The sequence below is a fragment of the Micromonospora haikouensis genome, from assembly GCF_900091595.1.
In the GTDB taxonomy this organism is placed as follows: Bacteria; Actinomycetota; Actinomycetes; order Mycobacteriales; family Micromonosporaceae; genus Micromonospora; species Micromonospora haikouensis.
This window is the reverse complement of sequence record NZ_FMCW01000024.1, coordinates 89,198-114,650: the sequence shown is the minus strand read 5'-3', so window position 1 is coordinate 114,650 and position 25,453 is coordinate 89,198. Positions and strand designations below refer to the sequence as shown.

Annotated in this window: 28 protein-coding genes and 1 pseudogene; 7 read left to right on the top strand and 22 right to left on the bottom strand. The window is 71.7% G+C overall.

The annotated features are described in order from the left end of the window. Positions 1-24: 24 nt before the first annotated feature. Positions 25-330 carry a putative quinol monooxygenase gene (locus GA0070558_RS23515; RefSeq protein ID WP_091283625.1) on the bottom strand — a complete coding sequence of 102 codons (306 nt, stop codon included), beginning with the start codon at positions 328-330 and terminating at the stop codon, positions 25-27. 330 nt (positions 331-660) lie between these two features. On the opposite strand from GA0070558_RS23515, the gene GA0070558_RS23510 reads away from it, so the two are divergent. Further along, positions 661-1,260 (top strand): ferritin-like domain-containing protein, encoded by a 600-nt coding sequence (locus tag GA0070558_RS23510; RefSeq protein WP_141722291.1) that lies wholly within the window; start codon positions 661-663, stop codon positions 1,258-1,260. Here the strand turns inward: GA0070558_RS23510 and GA0070558_RS33905 are convergent. The 4 genes from GA0070558_RS33905 to GA0070558_RS23500 all read right to left on the bottom strand — a co-directional run bounded on the left by GA0070558_RS33905 (position 1,199) and on the right by GA0070558_RS23500 (position 4,662). Then, positions 1,199-1,699 (bottom strand): helix-turn-helix transcriptional regulator, encoded by a 501-nt coding sequence (locus tag GA0070558_RS33905; protein ID WP_218107061.1) that lies wholly within the window; start codon positions 1,697-1,699, stop codon positions 1,199-1,201. The two genes, GA0070558_RS23510 and GA0070558_RS33905, sit on opposite strands and share 62 nt — an antisense overlap. Further along, the gene (locus GA0070558_RS33900; RefSeq protein ID WP_218107060.1) at positions 1,642-2,583 is read right to left on the bottom strand and encodes a hypothetical protein; all 942 of its coding nucleotides are present in this window, start codon (positions 2,581-2,583) and stop codon (positions 1,642-1,644) included. The genes GA0070558_RS33905 and GA0070558_RS33900 overlap by 58 nt, the downstream gene beginning before the upstream one ends. Then, on the bottom strand, positions 2,580-3,938 hold the full coding sequence (locus GA0070558_RS33895; RefSeq protein ID WP_218107059.1) for an AAA family ATPase: 1,359 nt from the start codon (positions 3,936-3,938) through the stop codon (positions 2,580-2,582). Before GA0070558_RS33895 ends, GA0070558_RS33900 begins: the two co-directional genes overlap by 4 nt. Before the next feature lie 148 nt (positions 3,939-4,086). Next, positions 4,087-4,662, bottom strand: coding sequence for a TetR/AcrR family transcriptional regulator (locus GA0070558_RS23500; RefSeq protein WP_176734332.1), 576 nt, complete (start codon positions 4,660-4,662; stop codon positions 4,087-4,089). 101 nt (positions 4,663-4,763) lie between these two features. On the opposite strand from GA0070558_RS23500, the gene GA0070558_RS23495 reads away from it, so the two are divergent. The 4 genes from GA0070558_RS23495 to GA0070558_RS23480 are packed head-to-tail and all read left to right on the top strand — an operon-like array spanning position 4,764 to position 6,994. Then, positions 4,764-5,531, top strand: a complete 768-nt coding sequence (locus GA0070558_RS23495; RefSeq protein ID WP_091283621.1) for an aldo/keto reductase — start codon at positions 4,764-4,766, stop codon at positions 5,529-5,531. Between the two features lie 13 nt (positions 5,532-5,544). Beyond that, positions 5,545-6,072 carry an MBL fold metallo-hydrolase gene (locus GA0070558_RS23490; RefSeq protein ID WP_439709630.1) on the top strand — a complete coding sequence of 176 codons (528 nt, stop codon included), beginning with the start codon at positions 5,545-5,547 and terminating at the stop codon, positions 6,070-6,072. Between the two features lie 2 nt (positions 6,073-6,074). Further along, on the top strand, positions 6,075-6,587 hold the full coding sequence (locus tag GA0070558_RS23485; protein ID WP_256092084.1) for a MarR family winged helix-turn-helix transcriptional regulator: 513 nt from the start codon (positions 6,075-6,077) through the stop codon (positions 6,585-6,587). Beyond that, a complete protein-coding gene (locus GA0070558_RS23480; RefSeq protein ID WP_091283620.1) occupies positions 6,584-6,994 on the top strand; it encodes a carboxymuconolactone decarboxylase family protein in 411 nt (136 codons plus the stop codon). The genes GA0070558_RS23485 and GA0070558_RS23480 overlap by 4 nt, the downstream gene beginning before the upstream one ends. A gap of 24 nt (positions 6,995-7,018) precedes the next feature. Here the strand turns inward: GA0070558_RS23480 and GA0070558_RS34550 are convergent. From GA0070558_RS34550 to GA0070558_RS23450, 7 genes and pseudogenes are all read right to left on the bottom strand, one after another. Continuing rightward, positions 7,019-7,147 (bottom strand): annotated as a pseudogene (locus GA0070558_RS34550) (DUF6244 family protein); the annotation flags it as partial. Then, positions 7,144-7,410 (bottom strand): hypothetical protein, encoded by a 267-nt coding sequence (locus GA0070558_RS23475; protein WP_077935914.1) that lies wholly within the window; start codon positions 7,408-7,410, stop codon positions 7,144-7,146. The pseudogene GA0070558_RS34550 and the gene GA0070558_RS23475, both read right to left, overlap by 4 nt. 5 nt (positions 7,411-7,415) lie before the next feature. Continuing rightward, the gene (locus GA0070558_RS23470; RefSeq protein WP_256092083.1) at positions 7,416-8,057 is read right to left on the bottom strand and encodes a superoxide dismutase; all 642 of its coding nucleotides are present in this window, start codon (positions 8,055-8,057) and stop codon (positions 7,416-7,418) included. Positions 8,058-8,369: 312 nt separating this feature from the next. Next, the gene (locus GA0070558_RS23465) at positions 8,370-9,527 is read right to left on the bottom strand and encodes an acyl-CoA dehydrogenase family protein (protein WP_091283618.1); all 1,158 of its coding nucleotides are present in this window, start codon (positions 9,525-9,527) and stop codon (positions 8,370-8,372) included. Further along, a complete protein-coding gene (locus tag GA0070558_RS23460; protein ID WP_091283616.1) occupies positions 9,524-10,705 on the bottom strand; it encodes an MFS transporter in 1,182 nt (393 codons plus the stop codon). The genes GA0070558_RS23465 and GA0070558_RS23460 overlap by 4 nt, the downstream gene beginning before the upstream one ends. Beyond that, positions 10,702-11,439: a class I SAM-dependent methyltransferase gene (locus tag GA0070558_RS23455; protein ID WP_091283614.1), complete on the bottom strand. Its 738-nt coding sequence runs from the start codon at positions 11,437-11,439 to the stop codon at positions 10,702-10,704. The genes GA0070558_RS23460 and GA0070558_RS23455 overlap by 4 nt, the downstream gene beginning before the upstream one ends. Before the next feature lie 67 nt (positions 11,440-11,506). Continuing rightward, on the bottom strand, positions 11,507-12,517 hold the full coding sequence (locus GA0070558_RS23450; protein ID WP_091283612.1) for an enolase C-terminal domain-like protein: 1,011 nt from the start codon (positions 12,515-12,517) through the stop codon (positions 11,507-11,509). Between the two features lie 98 nt (positions 12,518-12,615). On the opposite strand from GA0070558_RS23450, the gene GA0070558_RS23445 reads away from it, so the two are divergent. Then, the gene (locus GA0070558_RS23445; RefSeq protein ID WP_091283610.1) at positions 12,616-13,353 is read left to right on the top strand and encodes a class I SAM-dependent methyltransferase; all 738 of its coding nucleotides are present in this window, start codon (positions 12,616-12,618) and stop codon (positions 13,351-13,353) included. On the opposite strand, the gene GA0070558_RS23440 is transcribed toward GA0070558_RS23445, so the two are convergent. Genes GA0070558_RS23440 through GA0070558_RS23420 form a run of 5 tightly spaced genes read right to left on the bottom strand, consistent with a single transcriptional unit; the run spans position 13,350 to position 19,687 of the window. Then, a complete protein-coding gene (locus tag GA0070558_RS23440; protein WP_091283608.1) occupies positions 13,350-14,573 on the bottom strand; it encodes an ATP-grasp domain-containing protein in 1,224 nt (407 codons plus the stop codon). The two genes, GA0070558_RS23445 and GA0070558_RS23440, sit on opposite strands and share 4 nt — an antisense overlap. Further along, on the bottom strand, positions 14,570-15,367 hold the full coding sequence (locus tag GA0070558_RS23435; protein ID WP_091283607.1) for an ABC transporter ATP-binding protein: 798 nt from the start codon (positions 15,365-15,367) through the stop codon (positions 14,570-14,572). The genes GA0070558_RS23440 and GA0070558_RS23435 overlap by 4 nt, the downstream gene beginning before the upstream one ends. Continuing rightward, a complete protein-coding gene (locus tag GA0070558_RS23430; protein ID WP_176734331.1) occupies positions 15,361-17,217 on the bottom strand; it encodes a dipeptide/oligopeptide/nickel ABC transporter permease/ATP-binding protein in 1,857 nt (618 codons plus the stop codon). Before GA0070558_RS23430 ends, GA0070558_RS23435 begins: the two co-directional genes overlap by 7 nt. Then, a complete protein-coding gene (locus tag GA0070558_RS23425) occupies positions 17,214-18,173 on the bottom strand; it encodes an ABC transporter permease (protein WP_091283603.1) in 960 nt (319 codons plus the stop codon). Before GA0070558_RS23425 ends, GA0070558_RS23430 begins: the two co-directional genes overlap by 4 nt. A 2-nt stretch (positions 18,174-18,175) precedes the next feature. Then, a complete protein-coding gene (locus tag GA0070558_RS23420; protein ID WP_218107058.1) occupies positions 18,176-19,687 on the bottom strand; it encodes an ABC transporter substrate-binding protein in 1,512 nt (503 codons plus the stop codon). Positions 19,688-19,988: 301 nt separating this feature from the next. On the opposite strand from GA0070558_RS23420, the gene GA0070558_RS23415 reads away from it, so the two are divergent. Beyond that, a complete protein-coding gene (locus GA0070558_RS23415; protein ID WP_091283674.1) occupies positions 19,989-21,098 on the top strand; it encodes a pyridoxal-phosphate dependent enzyme in 1,110 nt (369 codons plus the stop codon). 280 nt (positions 21,099-21,378) lie between these two features. Here GA0070558_RS23415 and GA0070558_RS23410 read toward each other — a convergent pair whose 3' ends face one another. The 5 genes from GA0070558_RS23410 to GA0070558_RS23395 form a co-directional block, all read right to left on the bottom strand. Then, positions 21,379-21,984: a TetR/AcrR family transcriptional regulator gene (locus tag GA0070558_RS23410; protein ID WP_091283599.1), complete on the bottom strand. Its 606-nt coding sequence runs from the start codon at positions 21,982-21,984 to the stop codon at positions 21,379-21,381. Positions 21,985-22,060: 76 nt separating this feature from the next. Continuing rightward, the gene (locus GA0070558_RS23405; protein WP_218107062.1) at positions 22,061-22,531 is read right to left on the bottom strand and encodes an enoyl-CoA hydratase/isomerase family protein; all 471 of its coding nucleotides are present in this window, start codon (positions 22,529-22,531) and stop codon (positions 22,061-22,063) included. After that, complete coding sequence (locus tag GA0070558_RS33890) at positions 22,441-22,749, bottom strand: hypothetical protein (RefSeq protein ID WP_218107057.1); 309 nt, start codon at positions 22,747-22,749, stop codon at positions 22,441-22,443. Before GA0070558_RS33890 ends, GA0070558_RS23405 begins: the two co-directional genes overlap by 91 nt. Before the next feature lie 40 nt (positions 22,750-22,789). Beyond that, complete coding sequence (locus tag GA0070558_RS23400; RefSeq protein ID WP_091283596.1) at positions 22,790-23,791, bottom strand: NAD-dependent epimerase/dehydratase family protein; 1,002 nt, start codon at positions 23,789-23,791, stop codon at positions 22,790-22,792. A gap of 302 nt (positions 23,792-24,093) precedes the next feature. After that, a complete protein-coding gene (locus GA0070558_RS23395; RefSeq protein ID WP_091283594.1) occupies positions 24,094-25,269 on the bottom strand; it encodes a metallophosphoesterase in 1,176 nt (391 codons plus the stop codon). Between the last annotated feature and the right edge of the window lie 184 nt (positions 25,270-25,453).

The following is a 25,453-nucleotide window of genomic DNA, read 5'->3' as shown; positions in this document are numbered from 1 at the left end:
GTGTTCGATGCGGACGGGCGGGTCTCAGATGGCGGCCTTGCCGCCCACCGGCACCTCGTCGAGGTATGCCGGCTCGCCGGCGATCAGCGGCTGGAGCTGTCCCACCAGGGCCTGCGCCTCGTCGGTGGCGAAGAAGCTGTGGTGCGCCTCCTCGGTCGTCCAGCCCTCGGTGACGTGGACGACGTCGGAGTCGGCGGCGGACCGGCCGATCAGGAAGACGACGCAGTCCTCGTTCGCCAGCGACGGCGAGGCGAGCAGGAAGTCGACCAGCTCGTCGCCCTTGCCGGGGCGGGCGGTCATGGTGGCGTGGAAGCCGTAGCTGACGGTCATCGGGCACTCTCCTCGGCGGCTGCCGCCGGATGTCGGCGGCGACGGTGTTGCCTGGCTGGGCTCCACTCTCGGTGCCGCCGGGCCGGCCTTCATCAGTCATCCGACTTCCGAGATCCGGGCCGCCGACGGCCGGTGACCTAGCCGGTCGTGCCGGAACCGGGCAGGCCAGCAGCCGGGCGGTGCCGGTGACGTGAGCGGGGCTGCCGGCCCGCGCCACGGCCGGGAGCCCTGGTCCGGGGCCGCGACGGCCGTCCGGCGCCGGCGCCTCGGCCCGGGGTTAGGTCATTCGACAGATGCGTGGGCCGGGAGCCGCGCCGCACCATCGACGGCGTGACGCCATCAGGACGGGAACACCCCGCATCGCCGCCCACCGTGCTGCGGATGCGCGAGGTCCGCGACCGGGCCCTGTTCGACCTCGACGACGGGCCGGTCACGCCGTCGAACCGGGCCGACCTGACGGCGACCACGCGCCTGCTCAACGTGCTGCTGGCGAGCCTGGTCGTGTCCTCGTTGCAGTACGAGCAGCACGCGCTGGTCGTCCGCGCCCCGTTGGCCCGGCCGCTCGCGGAGCTCCTGTTCGCCGGGGCCGACCGCGACCGTGGTGACGCCCGGCTGGTCGCCACCCGGATCCGGCAACTCGGCTGCGTCGGCGACTACGACCCGCAGCACCTGAGCCCCCGGTCCCAGGTCGCCTTCCGGGCGTTCCCCGACGGTGACGTCGTCGGCATCGTGACGCAGAACCTCGTCGGGGTGCGGATCCTCGTCCAGACGTTGCAGGAGGCGGTGCGCTGGATCGGCGACGACGACCCCACCACCCGGCGGCTCCTGGAGCGGCTGCTCGAAGCGAAGGAGACGCAGGCCGACGAACTCAGCGCGCAGTCTGCTCAGCAGGCGGCGACAGGGCGTCCCGGAGCGCGGCCCGGGACGTGACGCCCAGCTTGGGGAAGATCCGGTACAGGTGGGCGCCGACCGTCCGGTGGGACAGGTACAGGCGCTCGGCGATCTGCTTGTTGGTCATGCCGCTCGCCGCCAGCTCCGCGATCTGGAGTTCCTGCGCCGTCAGCGCGGTCAGGTCACCCCGTTGTCGTGGGACCGGTCGGTGGCCGCAGGCGCGCAGCTCCCCCTCCACCCGGTCGAGCCAGGGCTCGGCCGCCATGGCGGCGAACCCGTCACGTGCGGCGAGCAGATGCCGCCGGGCCTCCACCGGCGACCGGGTCCGCCGCAGCCGCTCCCCGAGGGCCAGCCGCACCCGGGCCCCGTCGAACAACCACCGTCGGGTGACGGGTTCGGCCAGCAGGGCCTCCACGCGGGTCACCGACTCGTCGTCGTCGAGGACGAGGGCCTCCGCGCCGGCCTGGAGCAGGGCCATCCGGGGCGACAGGCTGGCCAGGTCCGCGTCCCGCATCGCCTGGACGTGCGCCCGGTGCGTACGGCTGCCTCGACCAGGTCGAACATGACCCAGGTGCAGTGCGGCACGTGGGAGGCGAGCACGCCGGGCGGGCTCATCGCGGCGGCGTGGCCGAAGGCGGCGTCGTAGTCGCCCTGCCCCATGGCGGCGAGCACCCGGGGATGCTGCGCGAACAACGCGGCGGCGGCGACGCCCCGGGGCAGCGCCCAGTGGGTGATCTCGTCGGCGAGCGCGTACGCCTCGTCGAACCGTCCCCGGCCGGCGGCGAGGATCGCCCGGTTGTACCGGAAGTACCACGCGAAGAACGAGAAGCCGCTGGTGTCGCAGGTCCGCTGGCCCTCCACGGCGAGTTCCTCGGCCTCGTCCCACCGGCCGGTCAGGAAGTCGTCGAGGCACAGGTGCATCAGGGCTCCGAGGTGCCGGCGGGGCACCCCGCCGCTGCGTCCGTGCTCGACCAGCCGCCAGGACGCCTCCCGCGAGTCGCCGAGACGATCGAGGTACACCGAGGCCGTGCCGATCCGCATGATGCGGGTGGGGTCCTCGTTCTCGGTCAGCGTGCGGAGCACCGCGTCGATCCGGCCCAGCGCGGCCTTTCCGGTGCGCACCGGGTCGGCGAAGCTGTCGCTCGCCAGCGCGAGCACGTCCGGCGGCCGGGGCCGGATCCGGCGCAGCACGGCGAAGAACGGTTCCCAGTACGCCGGGGTGCTGCCGTACCAGCACAGCAGCAGGGTGTGCATGGCCTCGACGAGCGCGGGGTCGGCGGCCCGGTAGCCGTGGTCGCCGGTCTCGATGGCACCCGCCAGCAGCCGGTGGGCGGTGTTCACGTCGCCGTCCCCGTTGATCATGAGAAGGCGGTCGCGTTGGCCGCGTGCAGCGAACCGGCGGAGTCGGGAGCCGCCCGACGCGCGTCGGTCAGCAGGATCTTCGCGTCGTCGATGGTGCCGCTGGCCTCCGCGCCGATGTACGCGGCCTCGGCGAGCCGTCGCCCCCGGCCGGCGCTCGTGGCGCTCAGCTCGGCGGCGCGGACCAGGGCCGCCACCGCCGCGAACCCGTCCCCGCGCCGCATCACCCGGTGTGCCGCCTCTTCCAGGAGTTCCGCCACCGCCTCGTCCGGGCCGACAGCGGCCGCCGCGAGGTGCCACGCGCGGCGTTCCTCGTCGTCGACCAGGGCTCCGGCGAGGGCGACGTGCGCGGTGCGGCGCTCCTCGTGGGTGGACATGGCCACGATCGCCGAGCGGATCAGTGGATGCCGGAACGCGATCCGGGCCGTGGCGTCGTCCACCCGGACGAGCTGCGCCCGCTCGGCGGGGGCCAGGTCGGCCAGGCTGGACTGGTCGGGCAGCGCGGCGCGGAGCACCCGGACGTCGCCGGCGCCCTCGAAGGTGGCCAGCAGCAGCACCCGCCGGGTCGCCTCGGGCAGCCCGGTCAACCGGGCCGCGAAGATCGCCTGCAACCGGTCGCTGAGGGGGACCACCTCGGGCTGCGTCTCCGTGCGCCGCACGGAGCCCAGCAGCGTGGCGGGCAGCTCCATCAGCGCGAGGGGGTTGCCCTGGGCGAGGTCGAGCAGGCGGCGGCGTACCCGCGCCGGCAGTTGCGGGTGGCGGGCGTCGACCAGCCGCCCCGCGGCCTCGTCGTCGAGCGGCCCGACGGCGTGCTCGGACAGCCCCCGCAGGTCGAGGAAGCTCACCGATCCCGCCCTGGTCGACGCCAGCAGCCCGGCCCGGACACCCGCCAGCCGCCGGGCGATGAAGCCGAGGACGACGGCGCTCGCGCGGTCGAGCCAGTGCACGTCGTCGACCACCAGCAGGACCGGCTCGTCGGCCGTGAGCTCCGTGACGAGCAGCAGGGCGGCGTTGCAGACCAGGAGGACGTCCGGGGGCGTGCCGACGCCGAAGCCGAGCGCCACCGACAGCGCCTCGCGCGGACCGGGCGGGAGACGGTCGAGAGCCGCGTGTGCGGGCAGCAGCAGCTGGTGCAGGCCGGAGTAGCTGACGTCGGCCTCGAACTCCGACCCGGACGCCCGCAGCACGCGCATCCCGTCCGCGAGGGCAAACTCCATGGCGGCGGTCATCAGGGCGGACTTGCCGACCCCCGGCTCGCCGGAGATCAGCCGCGCCCCGCCGCCCTGGCGCACCCCGTCGAGGAACTCGGCGAGCTGCGCCAGGTCGTCGTGGCGTCCGAACAGTTCGCTACCGGCCACCCGTACCTCACGCGCCCGTCGTTGTCCGTCGGCCCCTGGCCGACCTCGGCCCTCTGCTCGGGCAGGCGTCGCCGCCGCAGCGCGCGGATCGCATCGCGGCGGAAGAGTGCGTCGCCTCTTCAGGCAGGTAGGCCCTGGGGTAGACCCTTCAGGAGGGGTCACGGGCGAGTAGGCCGTCGACGAGGAGTTGCAGCATCCGGCTGGCCTGGTCGATGTCGGCGGCGGTCAGCATGATGCCGGCCATGCTGGCGGACACGTCGGCCGGTTGGACGTCGGCACGCAGGCTGCCGTCGGTTCGGCCGGCGTCGAGGATGGTGGCGATGGCGCCGTCGAGGTGTTCGCGGGTCTGGCCGGAGTTGATCGCACCGCTGGCGATCACCGCGCGTAGGGCTTCGGCCATGCCGTGTTTGGTGGCGACGAAGTCCTGGTAGCAGCGCATCCATTCGCGCATGGCATCGGCTGGCTGGTGGTCGGCCACCAGTTGCGCGGCGACGGCGCAGAGGTGGGTGAGTTCGCTGCGGTAGACCTCCTCGACCAAGGCTTCCCGGGACGGGAAGTTCCGGTAGAGCGTGCCGACGCCGACTCCCGCCTCGCGGGCGATGGTCTCGATCTTGACAGGGTCCGGACCGGTGGTGAGGGCGCGCTTGGCGGCCTCGATGATGCGCTGCCGGTTGCGCTGGGCGTCCCTGCGCGCGCCGGGGCGTCGCTCGATCTCGGAAACCATGATCACCTCATAAGCGGAATCGCTTCCGCTTATGCCAGGGTCGAGCTGAGACAAGCGGAACCGATTCCGCTTGCGGTCATCGCATCGGGAGGTCCACACCCATGACCACATCGCAGGTGTACGCGCACGGAAAGCTGGGCGATCACGAGGTCCTGCGGGTCGGCTTCGGCGCCATGCAGCTGGAACGCGCCGACCCCGCGGATGCCGTCACGGTGCTGCGCCGCGCGGTCGAACTTGGCGTCGACCACATCGACACGGCCCAGTTCTACGGCACAGTCAACGAACTGATCAGGACCGCTCTGCATCCGTACGCTGACCGCCTGCGGATCGTCACCAAGGTCGGCGCGGTGTCCCACCCGACCGAGCGACTGGTCGCCGCCCAGCAGCCGGCGCAGCTACGCGCGTCGGTCGAGGAGAACCTGCGCACCCTCGGCACCGGACACCTCGCCGTGGTCAACCTTCGCCGGGCCGACGCGCCGCCGGGCATCACCGTCACCGGCGACCAGGTGGTCGACCTGGACAGCCAGCTCGCCGAGCTGATCGCCCTACGCAACGAGGGGAAGATCGGCGGCATCGGCCTGAGCCACGTCAGCCTCGCACAACTGCGGCAGGCCCTTCCGGCCGGCATCGTCTGCGTGCAGAACCTGTACAACGTCCTCACCCGCGGCCAGGAGGCCGTGCTGACCGAATGCGCCGAACAGGGCATCGCCTGGGTGCCGTACTGCCCGCTCGGATCGGCCTTCGACTGGCTGCCCAGCGTCACCGACGACCCGGTGGTCATCGCGCACGCCCGACGCCTCGGCATCACCCCGGCCCAGGCCGGGCTGGCGTGGCTGCTGGGGCACAGCCCGGCCACACTGCTGCTATGACCGGTCCCGGCTCCTGGGCGTGCTCGTCACGCACGTGCACTGGGATCACGTCAGCGGCCTGGACTCCCTGCGGGTGCCGGTGTGGATCAACGAGGCCGAAAACCGCTACGGCGCCGACGACTCGCACGGCAGGGTGTTCCGCGCGGTGTCGCAAGGCATGGAGATCCGGGAGTACGCCTTCGACGGCCCGGAGTATCTCGGCTTTCCGGCGAGCTTCGACTTTTACGGAGACGGCTCGGTGGTCGTGGCCCTCGCCGCAGGGCACACCTCGGGTTCCGTCGTCGTGTTCGTCACGCTGCCTACCGGGAAGCGTTATGCGTTCATCGGCGACCTCACCTGGCAGATGGACGGCATCTCCCGTGGTGCGCAACGCCCGTGGTTGATGCGCCGCGTCGCCGATGTCGACGCCAGGACCGTCCGGGTCGGCCTGCAGCGCAGCATCGCCCTCAGCCGCGTGTTGCAGGTCGTTCCGGCCCACGATGTCGCCGCCTACGACAGCATCCCGCTCCTGCCGTCCCGGTTCCCGAGCGTGACACTGTGACCATGCCTGCCGCACCCGCCCCGGGCCGCCCCGAGCCGTCGACCGACGACGACGCACCGCAGCGCCCCACTCTGGGACCAGGGCCCGACTCCGAGCTCACGTGGCTGCTCCACCGGGCGGCCCAGCGGATGCACGCACTCGTCGGCGCGGAAGCAGAACGCCACGGCCTGTCGCTGCGCGACCACATCGTCCTCAGCGCTCTGCACAAGACCGCCGATCTCACCCAGGTCGAACTCGGGCAAGCCCTCGGCATGGACAAGACGACTCTCACTGCGGAGATCGACCGGCTCGAGCGCATGGAACTCGTCTCACGGCGCGTCAACCCACGAGACCGGCGGGCCCGCATCATCGCCATCACCCCGAAGGGCGATGCGGCGCGCGCGGCGATCGCGGCCGGCGCCGAAGCTCGCGAGGCCGACGCGGTCCGGCCCATCCCGGCGGCCGAGGTCGCACAGCTGCGACGGGCCCTCTACCTCATCATCGGCTCAGCCGAAGACCCGGGATCGTGCATATGAACGCTTCCGACAGCGTGGCCGACCGCATCACCGCCGGCCGCGCCGTGTACGCCCGCAACCTCGGCGTCCCCGAGGACGAAGCCGAGAGCACGCTCGCGGCGCGAGCCGGCGCACAGTACGCCCGGGAGGCATTCCTCGCGGCCGGCGGACCCGGATGGTCCGGAACGGGACTGACCGACCGCGACCGCAGCGTCGCCGTCATCGCCGCCCTCGTCGGCCAACACGTCGTCGATGCCCGGCTGATCACCTACCTGAACGCCGCACGCGCCGCCGGCGTCACCGAAGAGGGCCTGGCCGAGTTGACGGTGCTGCTGACCGCCCACCTCGGCCAGCCGGCGGCATCGGTCGCCATGGCCACCGTCCTGAGCACGGCGCCACTTGCTGTCCTACTGAAGGCCAGTGCGTAGACGTAGTTGGTGGGGCCGGTCAGTGGTGCGCGCGACGACCAGCACCAGAACCTGCTTGATACCGTCCAGGGCCTGCAGCAACGGACCGGGCTGCCCGCCCTGCAGGACCATGGCGACCATGGGTCGCCGAGGTGAAACCGCCAGCCCGGTCATGCTGTAGCCGGCGGGTTCCCTGCACTGGCGGCCACGAGCAGGGACAGTTCGCGGACCAGATCGTCCATGGCTTGGCCACTCTGGGCGCGGACCAATCCGAGTGCGAGGTCGGCCAGCAGGTAGAAGCCGAGGGTGCGGGCCTGCTCGCTGGGGAACGCGGCGAGCAGTTCCTCGGCGCCGACGAGGTCACCGCGGTGCTTGGCCGCGATGACTCCGGCGGCGCGTTGGAGCAGCTCCGCTGCCGTGGGGGTGGCTTCACTCACCCGGGTCAGACCTTCGGGCTCGTGGCGCGGGCGGCGTCGAAGCGGGCGATCACGTCCGACCAGTTGACCAGGTTCCACAGCCGGTCGACGTAGTCGGGGCGCACATTCTTGTACTGCAGGTAGTAGGCGTGCTCCCAGGCGTCGAAGACCAGCAGCGGCGTGGAGCCCTGGCCGACGTTGCCGTGGTGGTCGTAGACCTGCTCGACGATGAGTCGCTGCCCGAGCGGCTCCCAGGCCAGCACACCCCAGCCGGAGCCCTGCACGCTCTTGGTCGCCGCGGACAGTTGCCCGGCGAACGCGTCGAAGGAACCGAAGTGCTCGTCGATCGCCGCCGCCAGTTCGCCATCGGGCCGGTCGCCGCCGTCCGGGGACAGGTTGCCCCAGAAGATGGTGTGCAGCACGTGGCCGGACAGGTTGAACGCGAACGTCTTCTCCAGCCCGACCAGGGTGCCGAAGTCGCCCTTGGCGCGGGCCTCGGCGAGCTGCTCGAGGCCGTCGTTGGCACCCTTGACGTACGCGGCGTGGTGCTTGCTGTGGTGCAGCTCAAGGATCTGTCCGGACATGGCCGGCTCCAGCGCACCGTAGTCGTAGGGCATGTCGGGCAGGGTGTAGACCGCCATCAGGATCCCCTCCAGTAATACTGCCATAGCTTCGCTGTTGCCACTATCTTGCAACAAGACGGCGACTGTCGTGGGGAGCGGGGGCACCCTCGTGCGTTTCTTGCAACACAAGGTCGACCACCTTCACGGCCTCGCCCAGTAGCGCTCGGTGGCGAATCGGCTCGGGACGGATCATCAGGGTTTACCGCTGTTCGTGATGACCTCGATGTGGGACACCACGGCTTCCTCGTCCTCGACGCCCACGCGGAACATATCGATGACCAGGTCTGGACGCCTCGCGCCGACACGGCTCCGCACCGCGATCTGCTCTGTCGGGCCGCAGCCGGATGCCGGGGGCGGTCAGCTGTATGCCGTCATGCGTGGATACCGCCCGGTGAGTAGGTGGTCGCCGAGTTCCTGGGCCTTGTATGCGACGGGATCGTGCAGGGTGAGCGTACGGGCGTCGCGCCAGAACCGGTCGAGGCCGGTGGCGCGGGCCGTTGCGCGCGCGCCGGTGAACTCGAAGATCCGGCTCGTCGCCTCCGTGGCCAGTCGGCTGGAAACGACCTTCGCGGCGGAGACGGTCAGTGCCGCCCGGCCGCGTTCGGCCGGGGTCAGGGCGGGGCCGCGGGTGTCGGCCTCGGTGAGGGCGCGGGTCGCGTGGTCGGCCAGGAGACGGGCCGCATCCAGGGTCGCGGCGAGCTCTCCGTAGCCCGCGAGCACGTGCGGGTCGTCGACGGCCCGCACGACTCCGCTCGCGGGCCAGGGGCGCGAACGATCGCGGGTGTATCTGGCGGCCTCGTCGATCGCGCCGGCAGTGATGCCGACGAGGACCTGCGCGAGGACTGCCTGGAAGGCCAGCGACACCAGGGACAGGCGTAGGTGGCGAGGGCTGGACTCGTCTTCGTCTGCCGGGAAGGTGCCCAGCACGTCGCCCTGGCTGACCCGGACGTCGTCGAAGGCGACGCTGCCGCTCGCCGTCAGGCGTTGGCCCAGGTTGTCCCAGTCCGGAGGGTGCGAGAGGCCGCCACCAGCGCGGTGCATGACGACGACGAGGCGGGCCGTGTGGTCCTCGCGGATCGCGCTGACAAGCAGGCGGTCGGCGACGGCGCAGCCGGTGGCGAACGCGCCGCGACCCGAGACGCGGAGCCCGTCGCTGGTCGTGGTGGCCGTGATGGTGTCGCGTGGGTTGCTGACCGCGGCTACGAACACCCGGCCGGCGGCGGCCTCCTGGCGTAGCGAGGTCGCCAGCTCGGCGTTGTCGTAAAGCGTGGCCCGCCACAGGTGCAGGTAGTGGTAGCCGAGGAGGTGACCGATCGACGCATCGACGGCCGCCACGATCCGGGTCACGGCGTGTGTGGTGGGGTGGTCGTCGGGGTCGAGGGCGAGTAGGCCGCTGTCGCGCAGCAGGTCGATCTCGGCGTGCGGGGGCTGGTTGGCGTGGTCCCGCTCGACGGCGTCCGCGCGGAGCCGCTCGGCGACGGTGTGGGCAGTGGTGATCGCTTCTGCCGGGTTCATGACACCCCTGTCGGTTCGGGTGCTGGGCGGCGGAGCATCCGGTCCGCGAGGATCACGACCGGTGGCAGCAGCAGGCACTGGGCGGCGATGGCCAGCCAGAAGCCGGCGAGGTTCCCGGCGGACTCGAACAGCTGGTAGAGGCCCCCGCCCGCGAGGCCGCTGAGGAACGCGCCGCCGCCTTCGGCAAGCCGCTGCTGGCCGAAGACGACCGTGGGGGATCTGTCGGTGCGGGCGAGCGCTTCGAGGGTGTTCTTGAGGAAGAGCACGGAGTTGCCCGCGCCGATGGCGAGGACGCCGGCGGCGATCGCGATCGCGTTGCCTCCGGTGAAGGCGAGCATGCCGACGGCCAGGCCACCGAAGCCGAGGGCCATCGCGTGCGGGTACCGCATCCGCTCGACCCGCTGGGAGATCAGCGGCTGGATCACGGCCAGGATCAGCGAGTACGCCATCATGGCCGCCCCGTAGAACACGGCCGGCACCCGGCCCTCGGCGTACGACGACAGGTACTGGTAGAAGTGCATGTGCAGGTAGAGGGTCAGGGCGGTCACGGCGAACGGCAGCACCGCGATCCCGTGCAGCGCGCGGCGCAGCGGCTCGACCACCTCGTGGTCGGCTCGCCGTTCCCGGGGCAGGAGGGCGTGCCCGATCGTCATCGCCAGGTGCAGCACGGTGGCGACGGCGAACATCACGGTCGGGTCGTGGATGAACAGCGCGCCCGCCACCGGCCCGAGGGCGATGCCGACGTTGCCCGTGGCATAGCTCGCGGAGACCAGCCGTGGCCGCTCGTCCGGGGTCGCGCCGAGCACGGTGTAGCCCCGCACGCTGGGCGAGTAGACCGCCGAGGCCGCCGAGCGCAGGAACAGCGCGGCGATCGTCAGCGCCGGCCACGCGCCGCCGGCGAGGAAGCCCAGCGAGCCGAGCGTCTGCAGCACCATCGCGGCGAGCAGGCACCGTTGGAGGCCGAGCCGCTCGGCGAGGGCCGCTCCCGGCAGCCCGCCGGCGAACTGCACGAACGTGGCGAGCCCGAGGATGACACCCACCTGGTCCATGCCCAGGTTCATCCGGTCGCGGAGCAGGACCGCCAGGTACGGGTACACCGAGAAGTTGATCAGGTTGACGAGGAACCCGCTGCCGAGCAGCGCGAGTTGCACCCGGGTGAACCGGCGGATGCCGGTCACGCCTTGGTTCCCCGGACGATCAGCCTGGTGGCCGCGCCGTCGTACGGTCCGCCGGCGAAGTCTCCGAAGCACTCGACCTTTTCGAACCCGGCCTGCGCGACCATGTCCGTCAGCTCCGCGGCGCTGTAGACCCAGCAGGTGAGCGAGGTGTGCTCGGCGCGGTCGCCGCGGACCAGCGTCCAGTCGGTGCGGTACCGGGTCCAGTCGTCGAGGATCGTGTCGCGCATGACCACCATGCCGCCGGGCACGTCGACGATCTTCGGCGGCCCCACCCAGGAGGCGTAGACCTCCTTGCTCAGCAGGTCGACGATCAGCGTTCCACCGGGCACCAGGCAGCGGTACGCGTTGCGCAGGACCTGGAGGTTGTCGTCGTGCTCGTCGAAGTACCCGAAGGACGTGTACATGTTCACCACGACGTCGAACGCGTCCGGCGACACGTACTCGCGCACGTCCGCGCGGACGAACGACGGCCCGGCCCCGGTGCCGGCCGCCTCGGCTTCGGCCCGGTCGAGCAGCTCGCGGTGGATGTCCACGCCGGTCACCCGGTGGCCCTGACGCGCCAGCGGCACCGCGAAGAAGCCGACACCACAGCCCTGGTCGAGCACGCGGCTTCCCGGCGGGAACGCCAACAGCGGCGAGGTGGCCACCAGCTCGGCGGCGTGCCGGGCCCGCTCGGCGGAGAAGAGCACGTCCGAGAAGCCGGACCACAGGGACAGATCCTCGTACCAGCTCACCGTGGCCTCCCATCGCGCGGCGCCCCGCGTCCTGTCGACACGTCGTATCGATGACCGGGAAAGTTCCTCACGACGGCACGACGCCCAGTCCGGGTGCGTCGCCCAGGACGATCCGACCGTCCTCCAGACCGAGGCCCTGGAAGGGTGGTTCCCGCAGGTACAGGTGGCCGTCGAGGTCGATGTGGTCGGCCAGCGGTGCGAGCTGCGCGGCCTGGCTGATGGCCAGCTCCGACTCGCACATGCAGCTGATCATGGTGCCGAGCCCGGCCCGCCGGCCGGCCTGCATCACCCGCCGGGCGCCGCGGATCCCGCCGGACTTGCACAGCTTCACGACGAAACCGTCGGCGTACGACCGGGCGTCCTGGACGCTCGCCTCGTCGGTGCAGCCCTCGTCGAGGAAGACCGGCAGCCGGTCGGGCACCTCCCGGTAGCGGTGGTAGTCGTCGATCGCGGTCACCGGGAACGGCTGCTCGATCAGTTGGATGCCGAGCCGCCGCAGGTGGGGGGTGAGCGCGCGGGCGGTGTCGAGGTCCCACGCCTCGTTGGCGTCGATGCGGACCGGCAGCGGGGTGACCGCCCGGATCGCTTCGAGGGATGCGATGTCGCCGGGGCCGCCGACCTTCACCTTGAAGGCGCCCACCGCCGGCGCGTTGCGGACCGCGTTCGCCGCCGCTTCGGGTCCTGCCATGGAGATCGTGTAGACGGTCGGTCCGAGCGTTCGGGCCGCGCCGGACAGCTTCCAGGTCGGCTGCCCGGCGGCTTTGCCGATCCAGTCGTGCACGGCGCCGTCGAGTGCCATCCGGGCACCTGCGGGCGCGTCCCACCTACCGATCCGGTCGAGGACGCCCTCCGGGTCCCGCAGGTCCCGTCCGAGCACCGCCACCGCGTCGGCGTCGATTGCCGCCACGACGTCGTCGGCGGTGACGCCGTCGTACCCGGTCGGTGTGCCTTCGCCGTAGGCGGTGATCCCGTCGTGCGTCAGGGTGACCATGCAGGTCCCGACGGAGTCGATCTCGCCCCGGGAGCTGCGCACCACCTCGATGAGCCGCAGTGTCTCGCGGCGGACGGACAGTTCCATGGGCGAGTCCTCCCGATTGTGCGGCTTGCCGGAACCAGCGCAGGCCCGGCGACGACTATCAGACGCGGCGGACATCAACGGCGGCGGATGGAGTGGTGATGGAGTGGTTCGAGGACGAGGCGTTGTGGACCGGGTTCGCGGAGGTGATGTTCTCCGCCGGGCGTGCCGCCGAGGCCGAGGCGCGGGTGTCGACGTCTCCGCTGCTGCGCCTGCCGGCCGGGGCCGCCGTGCTGGATCTGGGGTGCGGGCCGGGGATGTACACGATTCCGCTGGCCCGCCGGGGCGCGGCGGTCACCGGCGTGGACCTCAGCGCGGCGCTGCTCGACCGGGCCGCGACGGCCGCGTCCGCCGCCGGCGTCGACATCCGGCTCGTCCGGGCCGACATGCGTGAGTTCGTCGAGCCGGACCGGTACGACCTCGCGATCAGCATGTACACGTCGTTCGGGTTGTTCGCCGACCACGACCAGAACATGCGGGTGCTGCGCAACGTGCTGACCAGCCTCAAGCCCGGTGGTCGGGCGCTCATCGACCTGTACGGCAAGGAGATCGCGGCCCGCGACGGCCTCGCCCCGAAGATCATCGATGTCGACGGTGGCACGCTCGTCGTGCGCGGCACGGTCCTCGCCGGCTGGACCCGGTTCCGGGACGACTTCCTCCTGGTCCGGGGCGGTCAGGCGCGCACGGCCGTCGTCGAGCACGCGCTCTACAGCGCCGCCGAGCTCAAGGGGATGCTCCGCGAGGCGGGCTTCGCCGACGTCGACTGCTTCGGCGGCTTCGACGGGGAGCCGTTCGACAACCACGCCCGGCGGCTGATCGTGCGCGGCCGACGCGGCTAGCACGACTGGCGGGTGCGAACGTGGACCGCGCCCGCCGCGGCGACGGCACGATGCGTGGCGATCTCGGCGGTCGGTCCTTCGGCGAGCACGATGCCGGCGTAGCCACGCCCGTCGGCGACGTGCGCGATGCGGGCGCCGATGGCCTTGGTCGGATACCAGCGCGGTTGTCCCGGATAGCGGTGCAGGTCGTCGGTCCCGTGCACGGCGACGAGTTCACCGGCCTGCTGCGGGTAGGCCAGGACGAACGCCACCGCCGGGCCTCCGGGCAGGGCCGCGTCGAGCAGGCGGGGGCGGCGACCGAGCGCGAGGTCGACGAGGCCGGCGTAGACGTTGACCCCGAGCGCGCGGCACATCGCCTCGCCGACCAGCGCGCCACCGATGCGGGGGTTCACCTCGATCAGCTGCGGCCCGTCGATGGTCATGGCGATCTCGATGTGCGCGAACCGGTCGGTGTAACCGAGGGCCGCCAGCACCGCGCCGACCCACGCCTCGATCTCGCGGAGCTCGTCGGGTGGCAGCGCCACGGGGAACGCCGTCACGTCCTCCCGGAACCACGGCTGGGCCGACATGAGCCGGCTCGACAGTCCCAGCAGCCTGGTCTGCCCGGCCCAGGTCACGGTCTCGGCGCTGTAGACGGGCCCGGGCAGGAACGGCTCGGCGAACAGGCTCCCGAACAGTGCCGCGTCCGCGGCCTCGCGGCGGAGGCGGGCGAGGTCGTCGGCGTCGCGGACGAGCCACACGTTCGCGCTGCTGGTGCCGGCGGTGTCCTTGACGACAGCGGGCAGCCCGACCGCCGAGGCGAGCCGGTCGAGGCTCACCGTGGCCACGTCGTCCACGGGGAAGGGCACGACCCGGCTCAGGCCGCTGCGGTGCAGCAGGTCGCGGACGCGCGCCTTGTCGCGGGCCAGCCGGATGACCGCCGGGTCGATGCCGGGCAGGCCGAACTCGGCGGCGAGTTCGGCGCCGGTCACTCCCCAGGTGTCCGTCGAGCTGATCAGGCCGCGCAGGTCGCCGATCGCGCGCAGGGCTCTGGTGACCTCCCGGCGGTCTTGCGTGTCGACCGGTATCACGTCGATCGTGCCCGGCGGCAGCGTGGCCGGCTCGTGGAGGTAGAGCGGCTCGACACCGGTCAGCAGCGCCAGCCGCTCACCGCAGGAGTGGGCGGCCCTGGCGAGGTGGGCGAGGCCGAAGGAGAGCATCTCGATGCACGCGATGGTCACGATGGATAGGTCGGGCGGGTGGGGCCCAGGGTTCCCACCGATCGACGCCCATCGTTGATTCCGAGCGCGAGAAGGGTCTTTGTGTACGGATGTGCGGGCTGGTCGGTGACCTGCCCGGTCGGGCCCTGCTCGACGATCCGACCGCCCCTCATGACCGCGATCCGGTCGGCGAGCTGCGCGACGACCGCGAGGTCGTGGGTGATGAACAGGCAACCGAACTCAAGCTGGTCCCGCAGGTCGCAGAGCAGGTTGAGGACCTTCGCCTGCACCGACACGTCGAGGGCGGTGACCGGCTCGTCGCAGATCAGCAGCCGCGGTTGCAGCGCCAGCGCGCGGGCGATCGCCACCCGCTGCTGCTGCCCTCCGGAGAGTTGCCCGGGTCGGCGGTCACCCAGCGTGGGGTCGAGCCCGACGAGGTCCAGCAGCTCGTCCACGCGCGCGGACCGGGACCGCGCGTCACCGATCCGGTGGATCTGCAGCGGCTCGGTGATCGCCTGCCGGATCGTCTGCCGAGGGCTGAGCGTCAGGAAGGGATCCTGGAACACCATCTGGATCTGACGACGGTGCGCCCGCAACGCCCGGCCCCGCAACGCGTGCACGTCGACGCCCGCGAGGTGAACCGTCCCGGTGCGGGGGCGGTGCAGGCCGGTGACGACCCGCGCCAGCGTCGTCTTGCCGCAGCCGGACTCGCCGACCAGCCCGACGATCTCACCGGCCGCCACCCGCAGCGTGACGTCCTCGACCACCGTCCCGACGGCACCGTAGCCGGCGCTCACCCGATCGACTGCTAGCACGAGCCCTCCCTGGTCGGCGGGTGCAGGCACGCCGACCGGTGCGCGGTCGCCGGAAGCAGCGGTTGCAGGGCCGGGGGCTCGTGGTCGCAGCTGTCCTGGCGTAGCGGGCACCGGGGCGCGAAGCCGCAGCCGGCGAGGTCGTCCGGGCCGCCTCCGGCGAGGCCCGGCATGGTGCGGAACCGGGTGCCCGGCGCCGTCCTGGGACGCGGCACGGCGTCCAGCAGCCCACGCGTGTAGGGATGGTCCGGCTCGTCGATCAGGTCAGTGGCCGGGCCCGACTCCACGATCCGGCCGCCGTACACGACGGCCACGGTGTCGGCGACCCGCGACACCACCGCCAGGTCGTGACTGACGATGATCATCGCCATGCCCAGCTCGTCGCGCAGCCGCGCGAGCAGGTCGAGCAGCTGCGCCTGCACGGTCGCGTCGAGGGCGGACGTCGGCTCGTCGGCGACCAGCAGCTCCGGCTCACCGGCGAGCGCGATGGCGATCTGCGCCCGCTGACGCATGCCGCCGGACAGCTGGTGCGGGAACTGGCGGGCGACCGCCACCGGATCCGGCAGACCGGCCAGCCGCAGCAGTTCCCCGCTGACCCGGCGGGTCGCGGCCCGCCGTCCGCCCCGGCCGGCATTGCGGACGGCCTCGTCGACGTGCGCGCCGATGGTCCGTAACGGGTTGAGGAACGCGCCGCTGTCCTGGAAGACCACGCCGACCCTGCGGCCGTTGATCCGGCGCCGCTCGCCCGGGGCGAGACCGATCAGCTCGTGGGTGTCCAGCAGCGCGGAGCCGGTCACCGCCGCGCTCGGGTCGAGCAGCCCGAACGGCGCGAGAGCGGCCGTGGTCTTGCCGCTGCCGGTCTCGCCGACGAACGCGAGCACCTGCCCGCGCCGCACCTCGTAGGACATCCCGGCGACGACGCGCCGGGAAGCGCTGCCGTCGGGATACGTGACGGACAGGTCCCGCACCCGCAGCACGGTGCCCGGATCGGGGGACGCCGCCGGCCGGGTGGCGCGGCGGATCCGTCCCGGGCGGACCAGGCGGATGATCGACGGTCGTTCCGCACCGGCCGCGAGCCGTTCGCCGAGCAGGTTGCTGGCGAACACCACGGCCGTGATCGCGACACCGGGCGGGTAGGCCAGCCACCACGCGGAGGCCAGGAACGGCCGCCCCTCGATGAGCATCTGGCCCCACTCCGCGGACGGCGGGGCGACCCCGAGGCCGAGGAAACTCAGCGTGGCGACGGCGAGCACGACGGTGCCGACGTCGGTGCTGGCGTAGACCAGGCAGGGCGCGAGCGCCAACGGCAGCAGGTGCCGGCCGACGATCCGGCCGTGACCGGCGCCGAGCAGGCGCAGGGCGTCCAGGTGCGGGCTGTCGCGCAGGCTGGCGACGCGGGCCCGCGCGATCCGGGCGTACGGCGCCCACGACCACAGCGCGAGCGCGAGGATCAGGTTGTCCACGCCGGGGCCGCGTACTCCGATCACCGCGAGCGCCACCAGCATCCCCGGCAGTGACACGACCACGTCGATCACCCGGGAGACCACGCGGTCGACCCATCCGCCCGCGTAGCCGGCCACGGTGCCGACGACCGCACCGGCGGTCAGTGAGATGGCCAGCACCGCCGCCGTGATCGCCAGGGAGATCTGCGCGCCGTAGAGCAGCCGGCTGAGCTGGTCGCGGCCGAGCTGGTCGGTGCCGAGAAGGTGCTCGGCAGACGGCGACGCCAGACCGGCCGCGAGGTCGTTGGCGGTGGGGTCTGCCGGGGCGATCAGCGGCGCCAGCAGTCCCGCCACCACGAACACGACCAGCGGCACCGCGACCAGCGTCGTCCGCGCCCTGCCGCGGTTCACGACGAGCTCCGGCGGGCGCGTGGGTCGATGAGGCCGTGCAGGACGTCGGCGCACCGGTTGGCCAGGATGAACCCGCCGCCCATGACGAGCACGGCGGCCTGCAGCGCCGGCACGTCCCGCGCCCCGGCCGCCTGCACGAAGTAGGCCCCGAGGCCGGGCCAGCCGAAGATCTTCTCCACCACGACGGTGGCGACCAGGAGGCTGCCGATGCCGAACCCCGCCACCGACAGGATCGGCCCGGCCGCGTTGGGCAGGCCGTCCCGGAGCACGATCGACAGCGGGCGGCTCCCCCGCGCCTGCGCCGCGCGCACGTACGGCCGGTCCAACGCCTCGCGCAGCGTGACCGCGACGACCCGGCTGAGCACACCGGCCGCCGGCAGGCCGAGCACCGCCATCGGCATGAGCCACGTCCGCGGGCCCGCCATTCCCGACGTCGGCACCAGGTGCAGACGCAGCGCCAGGAACAGCACCAGCAGGTAGCTCAGCCAGAACGCCGGCACCGACGTGACCAGCAGCGCGCCGATTCGTAGGGCACCACGCAGCGGCCCTCGCGGCAGCACCGCCCCGGCGACGCCGACCGCCAACCCGACCACGAGCGCAACCGTCGCCGAGCCGGCGACCAGCCCGAACGTGACCCCCAGCCGGTCGGCGACCTCGGGTCCCACCGGGGTGTTCGTCCGCAGCGACAGCCCGAAGTCGCCGGTGCTGGCATGGGCGAGCCACCTCAGGTACCGCACCGGGGCGGGGTCGTCGAGGCCGAGCTCGACGCGGACCGCCTCGATCTGCTCGGGCGTGGCCGGGCGTCCGGCCCGGGTCGCCGCGAGCACCGCCGCCGGGTCGCCACGGGCGAGCAGCACCAGGGCGAACGTGCCGACCGACATGGCCAGCAGCACCCCGACCGTGTCGGCGGCCCAGCGCGTGACGTACCCACCGGCGGCGACCAGGCGATCGGGCACCCTCACTCGACGGTGACTCCGGTCAGCTCCAGGTCGACGTCGGTGGGCGGCACCGCGAAACCCTTGACGGCGTCCCGGACGGCCCACAGACGCGGCCGGTAGACCAACGGCACGAAGCCCGCGTCGGCGGCCACCGCGTCGTAGAGCGCCTGGTATGCCGCGCTGCGGGCGGCCGGAGTGGTGGCGTAGAGCGCCTTGTCGACCAGGTCCTCGGTGGCCGGGGTCGCCCACAGCGGGGCCCGGGCGCCGGAGGTGAACAGCGAGACGATCGACCCGGACGGGTCGTACGGCGCGCCGAGCCCCTCGAAGAACGTGATGTCGTACGCGCCCTCGGCCCGCTCGTCGTAGTAGGCGGCGGAGTCGACCGGGGCGATCTCGACCGTGATACCGACCTCCTTGAGCGACGCGGCGATCGCGGCGGCCATGGCGCGCGGGTCGAGCTGCCCCTCGGCCGGTGCGGCGGGGATGAGCATCTTGAGAGAGAGCTTCTTGCCGTCCTTGACACGGGCGTCGCCGCTGGGCGTGTAGCCGGCCGCGTCGAGCGTGCGGCGGGCGGCGTCCTGGTCGACGACGAGTGGGAGGTCGGTGCCGGAGTCGGGGACGCCCGGCGGGAACACCCGCCGGGCCGGCTCGCCGTAGCCCAGCAGCAGCGCCTTCGCCAGGGCGGCGGTGTCGACCGCCTGCCGGACCGCCTCGCGGACGGCCCGGTCACCGGCCGGGCCCTTCGCGTTGAACCCGAGGATGACCGAGACGTCGGGCGCGCCGGTGAGCAGTGCGACGTCGGCGCGGTCCGTCAGCGACCGGGCCTCCACCGGCGTGATCGGGGCCAGGTACGAGCCACCGATGAGGTCGAGCTCGCCGTTGCCGAGCGCGTCGATGCGGGCCTGCGAGTCGGGGATGACCTTGAACTCGAGCTTCTCCAGCTTCGGCTTCGTCCCCCAGTAGGCGTCGTTGCGGGCCAGCGTGACGCCGGTGGCCGACTGGGATTCCACCGTCCAGGGCCCGGTGCCGACCGGTTTCTGGAACTCGCCGCTCGCGGTCGCGGACTTCGGGCTGAGCAGCCGCACCGGCCGCACGATCGACAGCTCCTGCAACAGCGGCTCGTACGGCTCGGACAGCGTCAGCCGCACGGTGTCCGCGTCCGGGGTGTCCACGGCCGAGATGATCTGCGAGGCGCGGAAGAACGTGAACTTCTTGTTCCCGACCCACCGGTCGAAGTTCCACTTGACGGCGGCGGAGTCCAGTGGCGTCCCGTCGCTGAAGGCGACCCCGTCGCGCAGGTCGAACGTGACCTGCTTACCGCCCTCGGCGACGGTCCACGACTGCGCGAGCCCCGGCTCCAGCTTGCCGCCCTCCGCGTAGGTGACCAACGGCTCGTAGATCGCGTCGAGCAGCAGGAAATTGCCGGTGAACGCGTGCGGGTCCAGCGCTCCGGACTCCGCGCTCAGGCCGATGCGCAGCACCGTGGAGCTGGCGCCGGCGGCACCGGCGTCGACGGTGCACGCACTGACCATCATGATCGACGCTACGAGGGGGGCGAGCGGGCGTAGTCGTGACACGGGCTCTCCTGGGTGGACGCTGACCAGACGGCTCGGCGGCGATTCGTCGGCCACCGCTGGAGTAGTCGGCGGCACAATGCCCCTGGTTCCCCCGAGATCGGTCAATTCGTCATTCGCGAAGATTCCCTGCCCACCGGAACCGGCACGGCCGTGGACGCGACCTGAACGAAGCGCTAGACATCGACCTCGATGACTGGCCTTGGCTGCCCGCGCTCCGCCGCCCCCACCAGCGGCACAACACGAGGGACGACCACCCATGCCATTCACGGTCCCGCCCGAAGCCGTCACGACCGTCCACAGCCATGTCACCGACGCCCTCAGGACGCCACGCCTCATCCGCCTGTCGGACAACACCATGCTCGTCCGGTTCGAGACGCTGAAGATCTACGCCGCCCTCGGCGCCGTCCGGGCCCTGCTCGCCGACGGCACCGTACGGCCGGGAGACACCGTCGTCGACAGTTCGAGCGGCATCTACGCCCTGGCCCTGGCGATGGTCTGCCACCGCTACGACCTCCGCTGCCACATCGTCGCCTCGACCACCGTGACACCGACGATCCGGTCGCAGTTGGAAATCCTCGGCGCGACAGTGGACCAGATGCCAGCCGAGTCCGACCTGCGCCTCGATCAGGACCGCAGGGTCGCGCGAGTACGCCAACTGCTGCGCGCCCACCCCGAGATGCACTGGATGCGCCAGTATCACGACCCCAACCACTGCCTGGGATACGCGGAACTGGCCGACCTCGTGCGCATCGCGCTTGCCGGCAGACCCCTGACGGTAGTGGCCAGCGTCGGCACCGGCGCGTCGAGCGCCGGCCTGATCCAGCCGCTACGCCAGCACGACCCGTCGACCAAACTCGTCGGGGTCCAGCCGTTCGGCAGCGTCAGCTTCGGCAGCGAGCGCTTCCAGGACCCCGAAGCCATCATCGCCGGCATCGGCAGCGCCATCCCCTTCGACAACGTCCGCCCCGACCTCTACGACCGGTTGCACTGGCTGACGTTCCACTACGCCATGGCCGGCACGGTCGACCTGATGCGGACGCACGCCGTCTTCGCTGGCCTGTCCACCGGAGCGGCCTTCCTGGCAGCAGCGTGGGAGGCACAGCGTCACCCCGAACGCGAGCACCTCGTCATCGGCGCCGACACCGGGCACCGATACGTGGACCGGGTATTCGCCCGGCACGTGGAGGCCCTGGACCCGGCTCCGCTCAAACCCACCGAGATCGACGTCCTCGCAGACCTGGCATTCCCATGGTCGACCATGGACTGGGACCGGCGCGCCCACCCGGACCATGCACCACCCACCCGCCCCGTTTCACGTCCCTACCCGGAGATGTACCGAGCACCCGATCATGAACAGGGCGGCTGAGGGGTCATCAGCCCGGCCGGCACGGACAGATCGCCGTCGTGCAGGACCTCGATCCAGGCGAGAGGGCCGTTGGCAACGACCAAGCCGAGCAGGCACACCACCAGCCCCCGGGTGCTGGTCGCCGAACTCGACGGCGAACGCCTCGAAGCGGGCTTCGGCGGCGGCGCACTGTTGGTGCACCGCCTGCGGCCAGACCCGGAGCCTCACCCTCATCGACCTCCGGGCCCGCCGCACCCCCTCCGACCTGCAAGGTCAGCCTGAAGAAGGCTCAGCGAATGTGTCAGGAACCGCCCGCCGCTTCCGTGGCGCTTCCGCGGGTTTGAGCGGCGACCATGGTGACGAGGGTGTCGATCAGCTCTTCGGCGGTGGTGTGCCATTTGTCGCCTTCGAGCTGGCCGGTGAGTTCCATGCCGGCGATGCCGTCGGCGCTGGCGAGGAGTAGGGCGGCGTATCGGCGGGCGTGGTGCTCGCCGGTCACGGCGGCGACCACCTGGAGGGATTCGTCCTGCATGGGCTGGGCAGCCCGGGCGAAGGCGGTGGGATCGCTGGCGGGGCTGCTGAACATCAGACGGTAGAGATGGGGTTGGCGGCGGGCGAGGTTGATGAAGGCGGCGAGGAGGGCCCGCAGCTTTGCGGCCGGCGTGAGGCTGGGGTCTCGGTGGATGGCGCCGATTCGTTGACCGAGTTCGTCCCAGGCATGGCTGCCGACCGCGATCATGAGGTGTTCTTTGTCCGGGAAGTGCCGGTAGGGGGCTCCACGGGTGACCCCTGCCCGCGCTCCGACGGCACGGAGGGTCACGGCTTCGAGGCCGCCGCGGTCAAGCAGCTCGGCCGCCGCTTCGAGCAGGGCCTGGCGTGTCGCGGCGGCGGTTTCAGCCCGGATCATGCGTTCATCCTATGGCCGGGTCAGGACGCCTATGCCGACCGTAGGCGAGGGGTTGTGGCTACCGCCCCGGGGGTTGCTACGGCTGTTGGGCCAGCGACTCGAGGTGGTGGCCCAGGTTCCGTTCGAGGTCGTCGATCCCGATCCGGGCGATGAGTTTGCCGACGGCGCGCCCTCGAGCCTCGACGCCAGGTCCCGTGGTGGATCGGGCGGACTCGACGAACGACGCCAGCAGGTTCTCCTCCGGCGGCAGGGTGGAGCGGTTCACCTGGGTTTTGACCGCCGTGATGGCTTGTTTGTCGAAGCTGGCGATACGCCGGGCGACAGCGGTGACGAAGTCGTCGAGTTCGGCGTCGGGGATCGCCCGGGTGACCCAGCCGTACTGTGCGGCGCGGTCCGCGTCGTAGTCCTGACCGGTCAGGAGTACCTCCAAGGCCCGGTCGCGGCCGAGGAGGTGTGTCAGTCGCTCGGTGCCGCCAGCGCCGGGGACCAGACCGAAGCCGACCTCGGGCTGGCAGAAGATCGCCTGTTCCCGGCTGGCGTAGCGCAGGTCGAAGGCCGCGGTGTACTCCGCGCCGCCGCCACGGGTGCGTCCCCCGGCGTTGCGCTGTCGAAGATGACGACGCTGACTTGTTCCTCGCCGCTCAGACGGTCGACGATGTCCAGCAGTTCAGCCAGGGTGTCCGCGCCGATCAGGTTGAACGGTGGACGGGCGAACGTGACTCGACGTACCTTCGTCGTCTGGTCATCCACTGAGAACTGCCGCATGGAGAGTCCTTCCGCTGGCTGGGTGGCGTAGGCGCGAGGTTCAGCGGCCCATGGTGTGGGAGTGCGCCATCTGCCGGAGTCCTTCTTCCACGGTGATCGCCGGCTGAGAGCCCAGTCGAAGTCGTGCTCGGGTGATGTCGTAGACGCGGTCGCGGCCCATGAACGAGATGATCCAGGGGGTGAGCGGTGGTGCGGTGGCGCTGCGACGCGCCTTCGCAGCGGTCTGCATGAGCGTGGCCAGAGGTGAGGCGACTGCCCGGGGAACGCTGTTGGCCGCGCTGACGTCGATGCCGCGGATGGCGAGCAGAGGGGTGAAGAAGTCGCGGGCGGGGCGGGGGCTGCCGTCGGTGACGTAGCAGATCAAGCCGTGATCCCCACGGTCGAGTGCCAGCGTGATGATGTGGGCGAGGTTGTCGACGTGGCAGAAGTCGACCATGTGCAGCCCTCCGTCGATCCAGGAGAATCGGCCGGCTTCGACGGAGTCGATGAATCCCTGCAAGGTGTGGGTCATGCCCTGGCCCCACAGGAACGGCGGCCGGATGACGACCAGAGACGTGTTCCCGTGCGGCAGGGCAAGCAGTTCCTGCTCGGTGCGCAGCTTCACGCGGCTGTAGGCGATATTCGCCCTGCCCGTGTCGGAGTTCTCGTCGACGGTGTGGTCGTGATTGGTGCCGGTGGAGACACTGGCCGCGGACACCAAGACGAAGCGCTTGACCCGTGCGTCCACCGCGGCCTGGTAGAGGGCGCGGGTCGGCAGCAGGTTGCGGTCGACGAAAGGCTGGTCGGGTCCCCAGAAGGCCATGAAGGCCGCCGAGTGCACCACGGCGTCGACCTCGCCGAGAGTCTGTAGCCATGCAGGCCCGCTGCCGGACTTGACCAGGTCCAACAGGTCGCCGCTGACGGGGATCCCGCCGGCCGATGTGATCGCGTCCGCGGCCACCGCGGACCGCGCGAGCGCGTGCACCGTGTGCCCGTCGTTGACCAGCCGCCGGAGGATTGCCCCTCCGGCGAAGCCCGATCCGCCCGTGAGAAAGATATTCATCGACACTCCTCGACGATTGCGTGACGCCCACGGCATACGTGCGGATACCGGCTTCCGCAGGCCGAGGACCCCGGCCCTGCAAGATGACGGCGTCATCACAGCCACCGTAGGCAATCGAGATGACACCGTCAACGCTCTGGGGTGACTTTGTCATCATCGGGATAGCTCGGTGCCGACTCAGGCCTGCTCGAACGACAACCCGTCGAGGAATCGACCAAGGGCGGAGGACTGGGGGCCGGGACAGCCAGCAGGGTTGACCGAGGCATCCCAGCCACGGTCAGGTAGGTGCCGGCCCGGTCGGGCTAACCCGCCCGGAGGGTGAGCAGGGTGATCTCGCTCGGCGCGAAGATCCGGAATGGCGGGCCCCAGAAGCCGGTCCCCCGGCTCGTGTAGAGCTGGGTCCGGCCGTGCCGGCTGAGGCCCTGCACGACCGGCTGGTCGAGCCGGACCAGGTAGTGGAACGGCCACATCTGGCCACCGTGGGTGTGCCCGGACAGTTGCAGATCCACGCCGGCCGCGACCGCGTCACCGATCTGCTTCGGCTGGTGCGCCAGCAGCAGCACGGGCAGCCGCGGGTCGGTGCCGGCGAGCGCCGCCGCGTGGTCGGCCCGATGACCGGCGAGGCCGGACGAGGCGGCGGTCACGTCGTCCACCCCGGCGACGACGAGCCGTGCACCGCCCCGCTCCACCACGAGGTGCCGGTTGTGCAGTGGCTCCCAGCCGAGGGTCCGCATGTGGTCGACCCAGCCCTGCGCCTGGCCGTAGTACTCGTGGTTGCCCGTCACGTACACCCGGGCCAGCCGGGCCTGCACAGCGCCCAGCGGCGCTGCCTGTGCCCGGCGCTGGTCGACCGTGCCGTCGGCGATGTCGCCGGTGTGGCAGACGATGTCGGGGGCCAGGTCGTTGACCACCTCGATGGTGCGGGCGGACCAGCGGGCCCGGTCGATCGGGCCGTAGTGGGTGTCGGTCAGCAGCACCACCCGGACCCCGTCGAGACCGGCACCCAACCGGTCGATGGCGACGTCCACCCGCCGGACCCGGGGCACCCGCATCGCCTCGGCGTAGCCCCAGACAGCCAGGACGATCGAGACGACCGCCGCGCCGACCGCCACAGCCCGGGACCGCACGGGATCGGCGACACCCGCGGCGGCCAGCGGAAGTCGGGCCACGTTGCCGATCAGCGCCCAGACGAACAGGATCCACACCAGGCCGAGCAGGGTGTCCCCCGCGCGGGCCGCCGCGTCCAGCCGCCGGCGGCCGTGCCCGAGATACATCAGAACGGGGAACGCAACGACCGCGACGACGAACACCGCCGTGCCGGCAGCCACCACCGGCGCCGGCCACCGCGCCGCCACCGTCAACGTCCACCACGGCAGCCCGAACAGCAACGCCAGGACCGCGATCAGCGTCGCCCCGGACACCAGCGGTCGCAGCAGCCCTCGCGCCGGCCGCACCTGCACGGCATCGCCAGCAGCCATCGTCGTCCTCCCGTCGGGCTCCGTGCAGCATGACACGGTCCGGGCCGGATCGACCACGCCCGAGAACCAGGACGGATCCGGCCCAGCCGGTTGGGCGATCCGCGCCGCGCCGCAGTTGATCATCCTGGATGCCATCCGGGCACGGCGCCGGAAGGTCGTCCACGGGGTAGATCAACGAGTACGA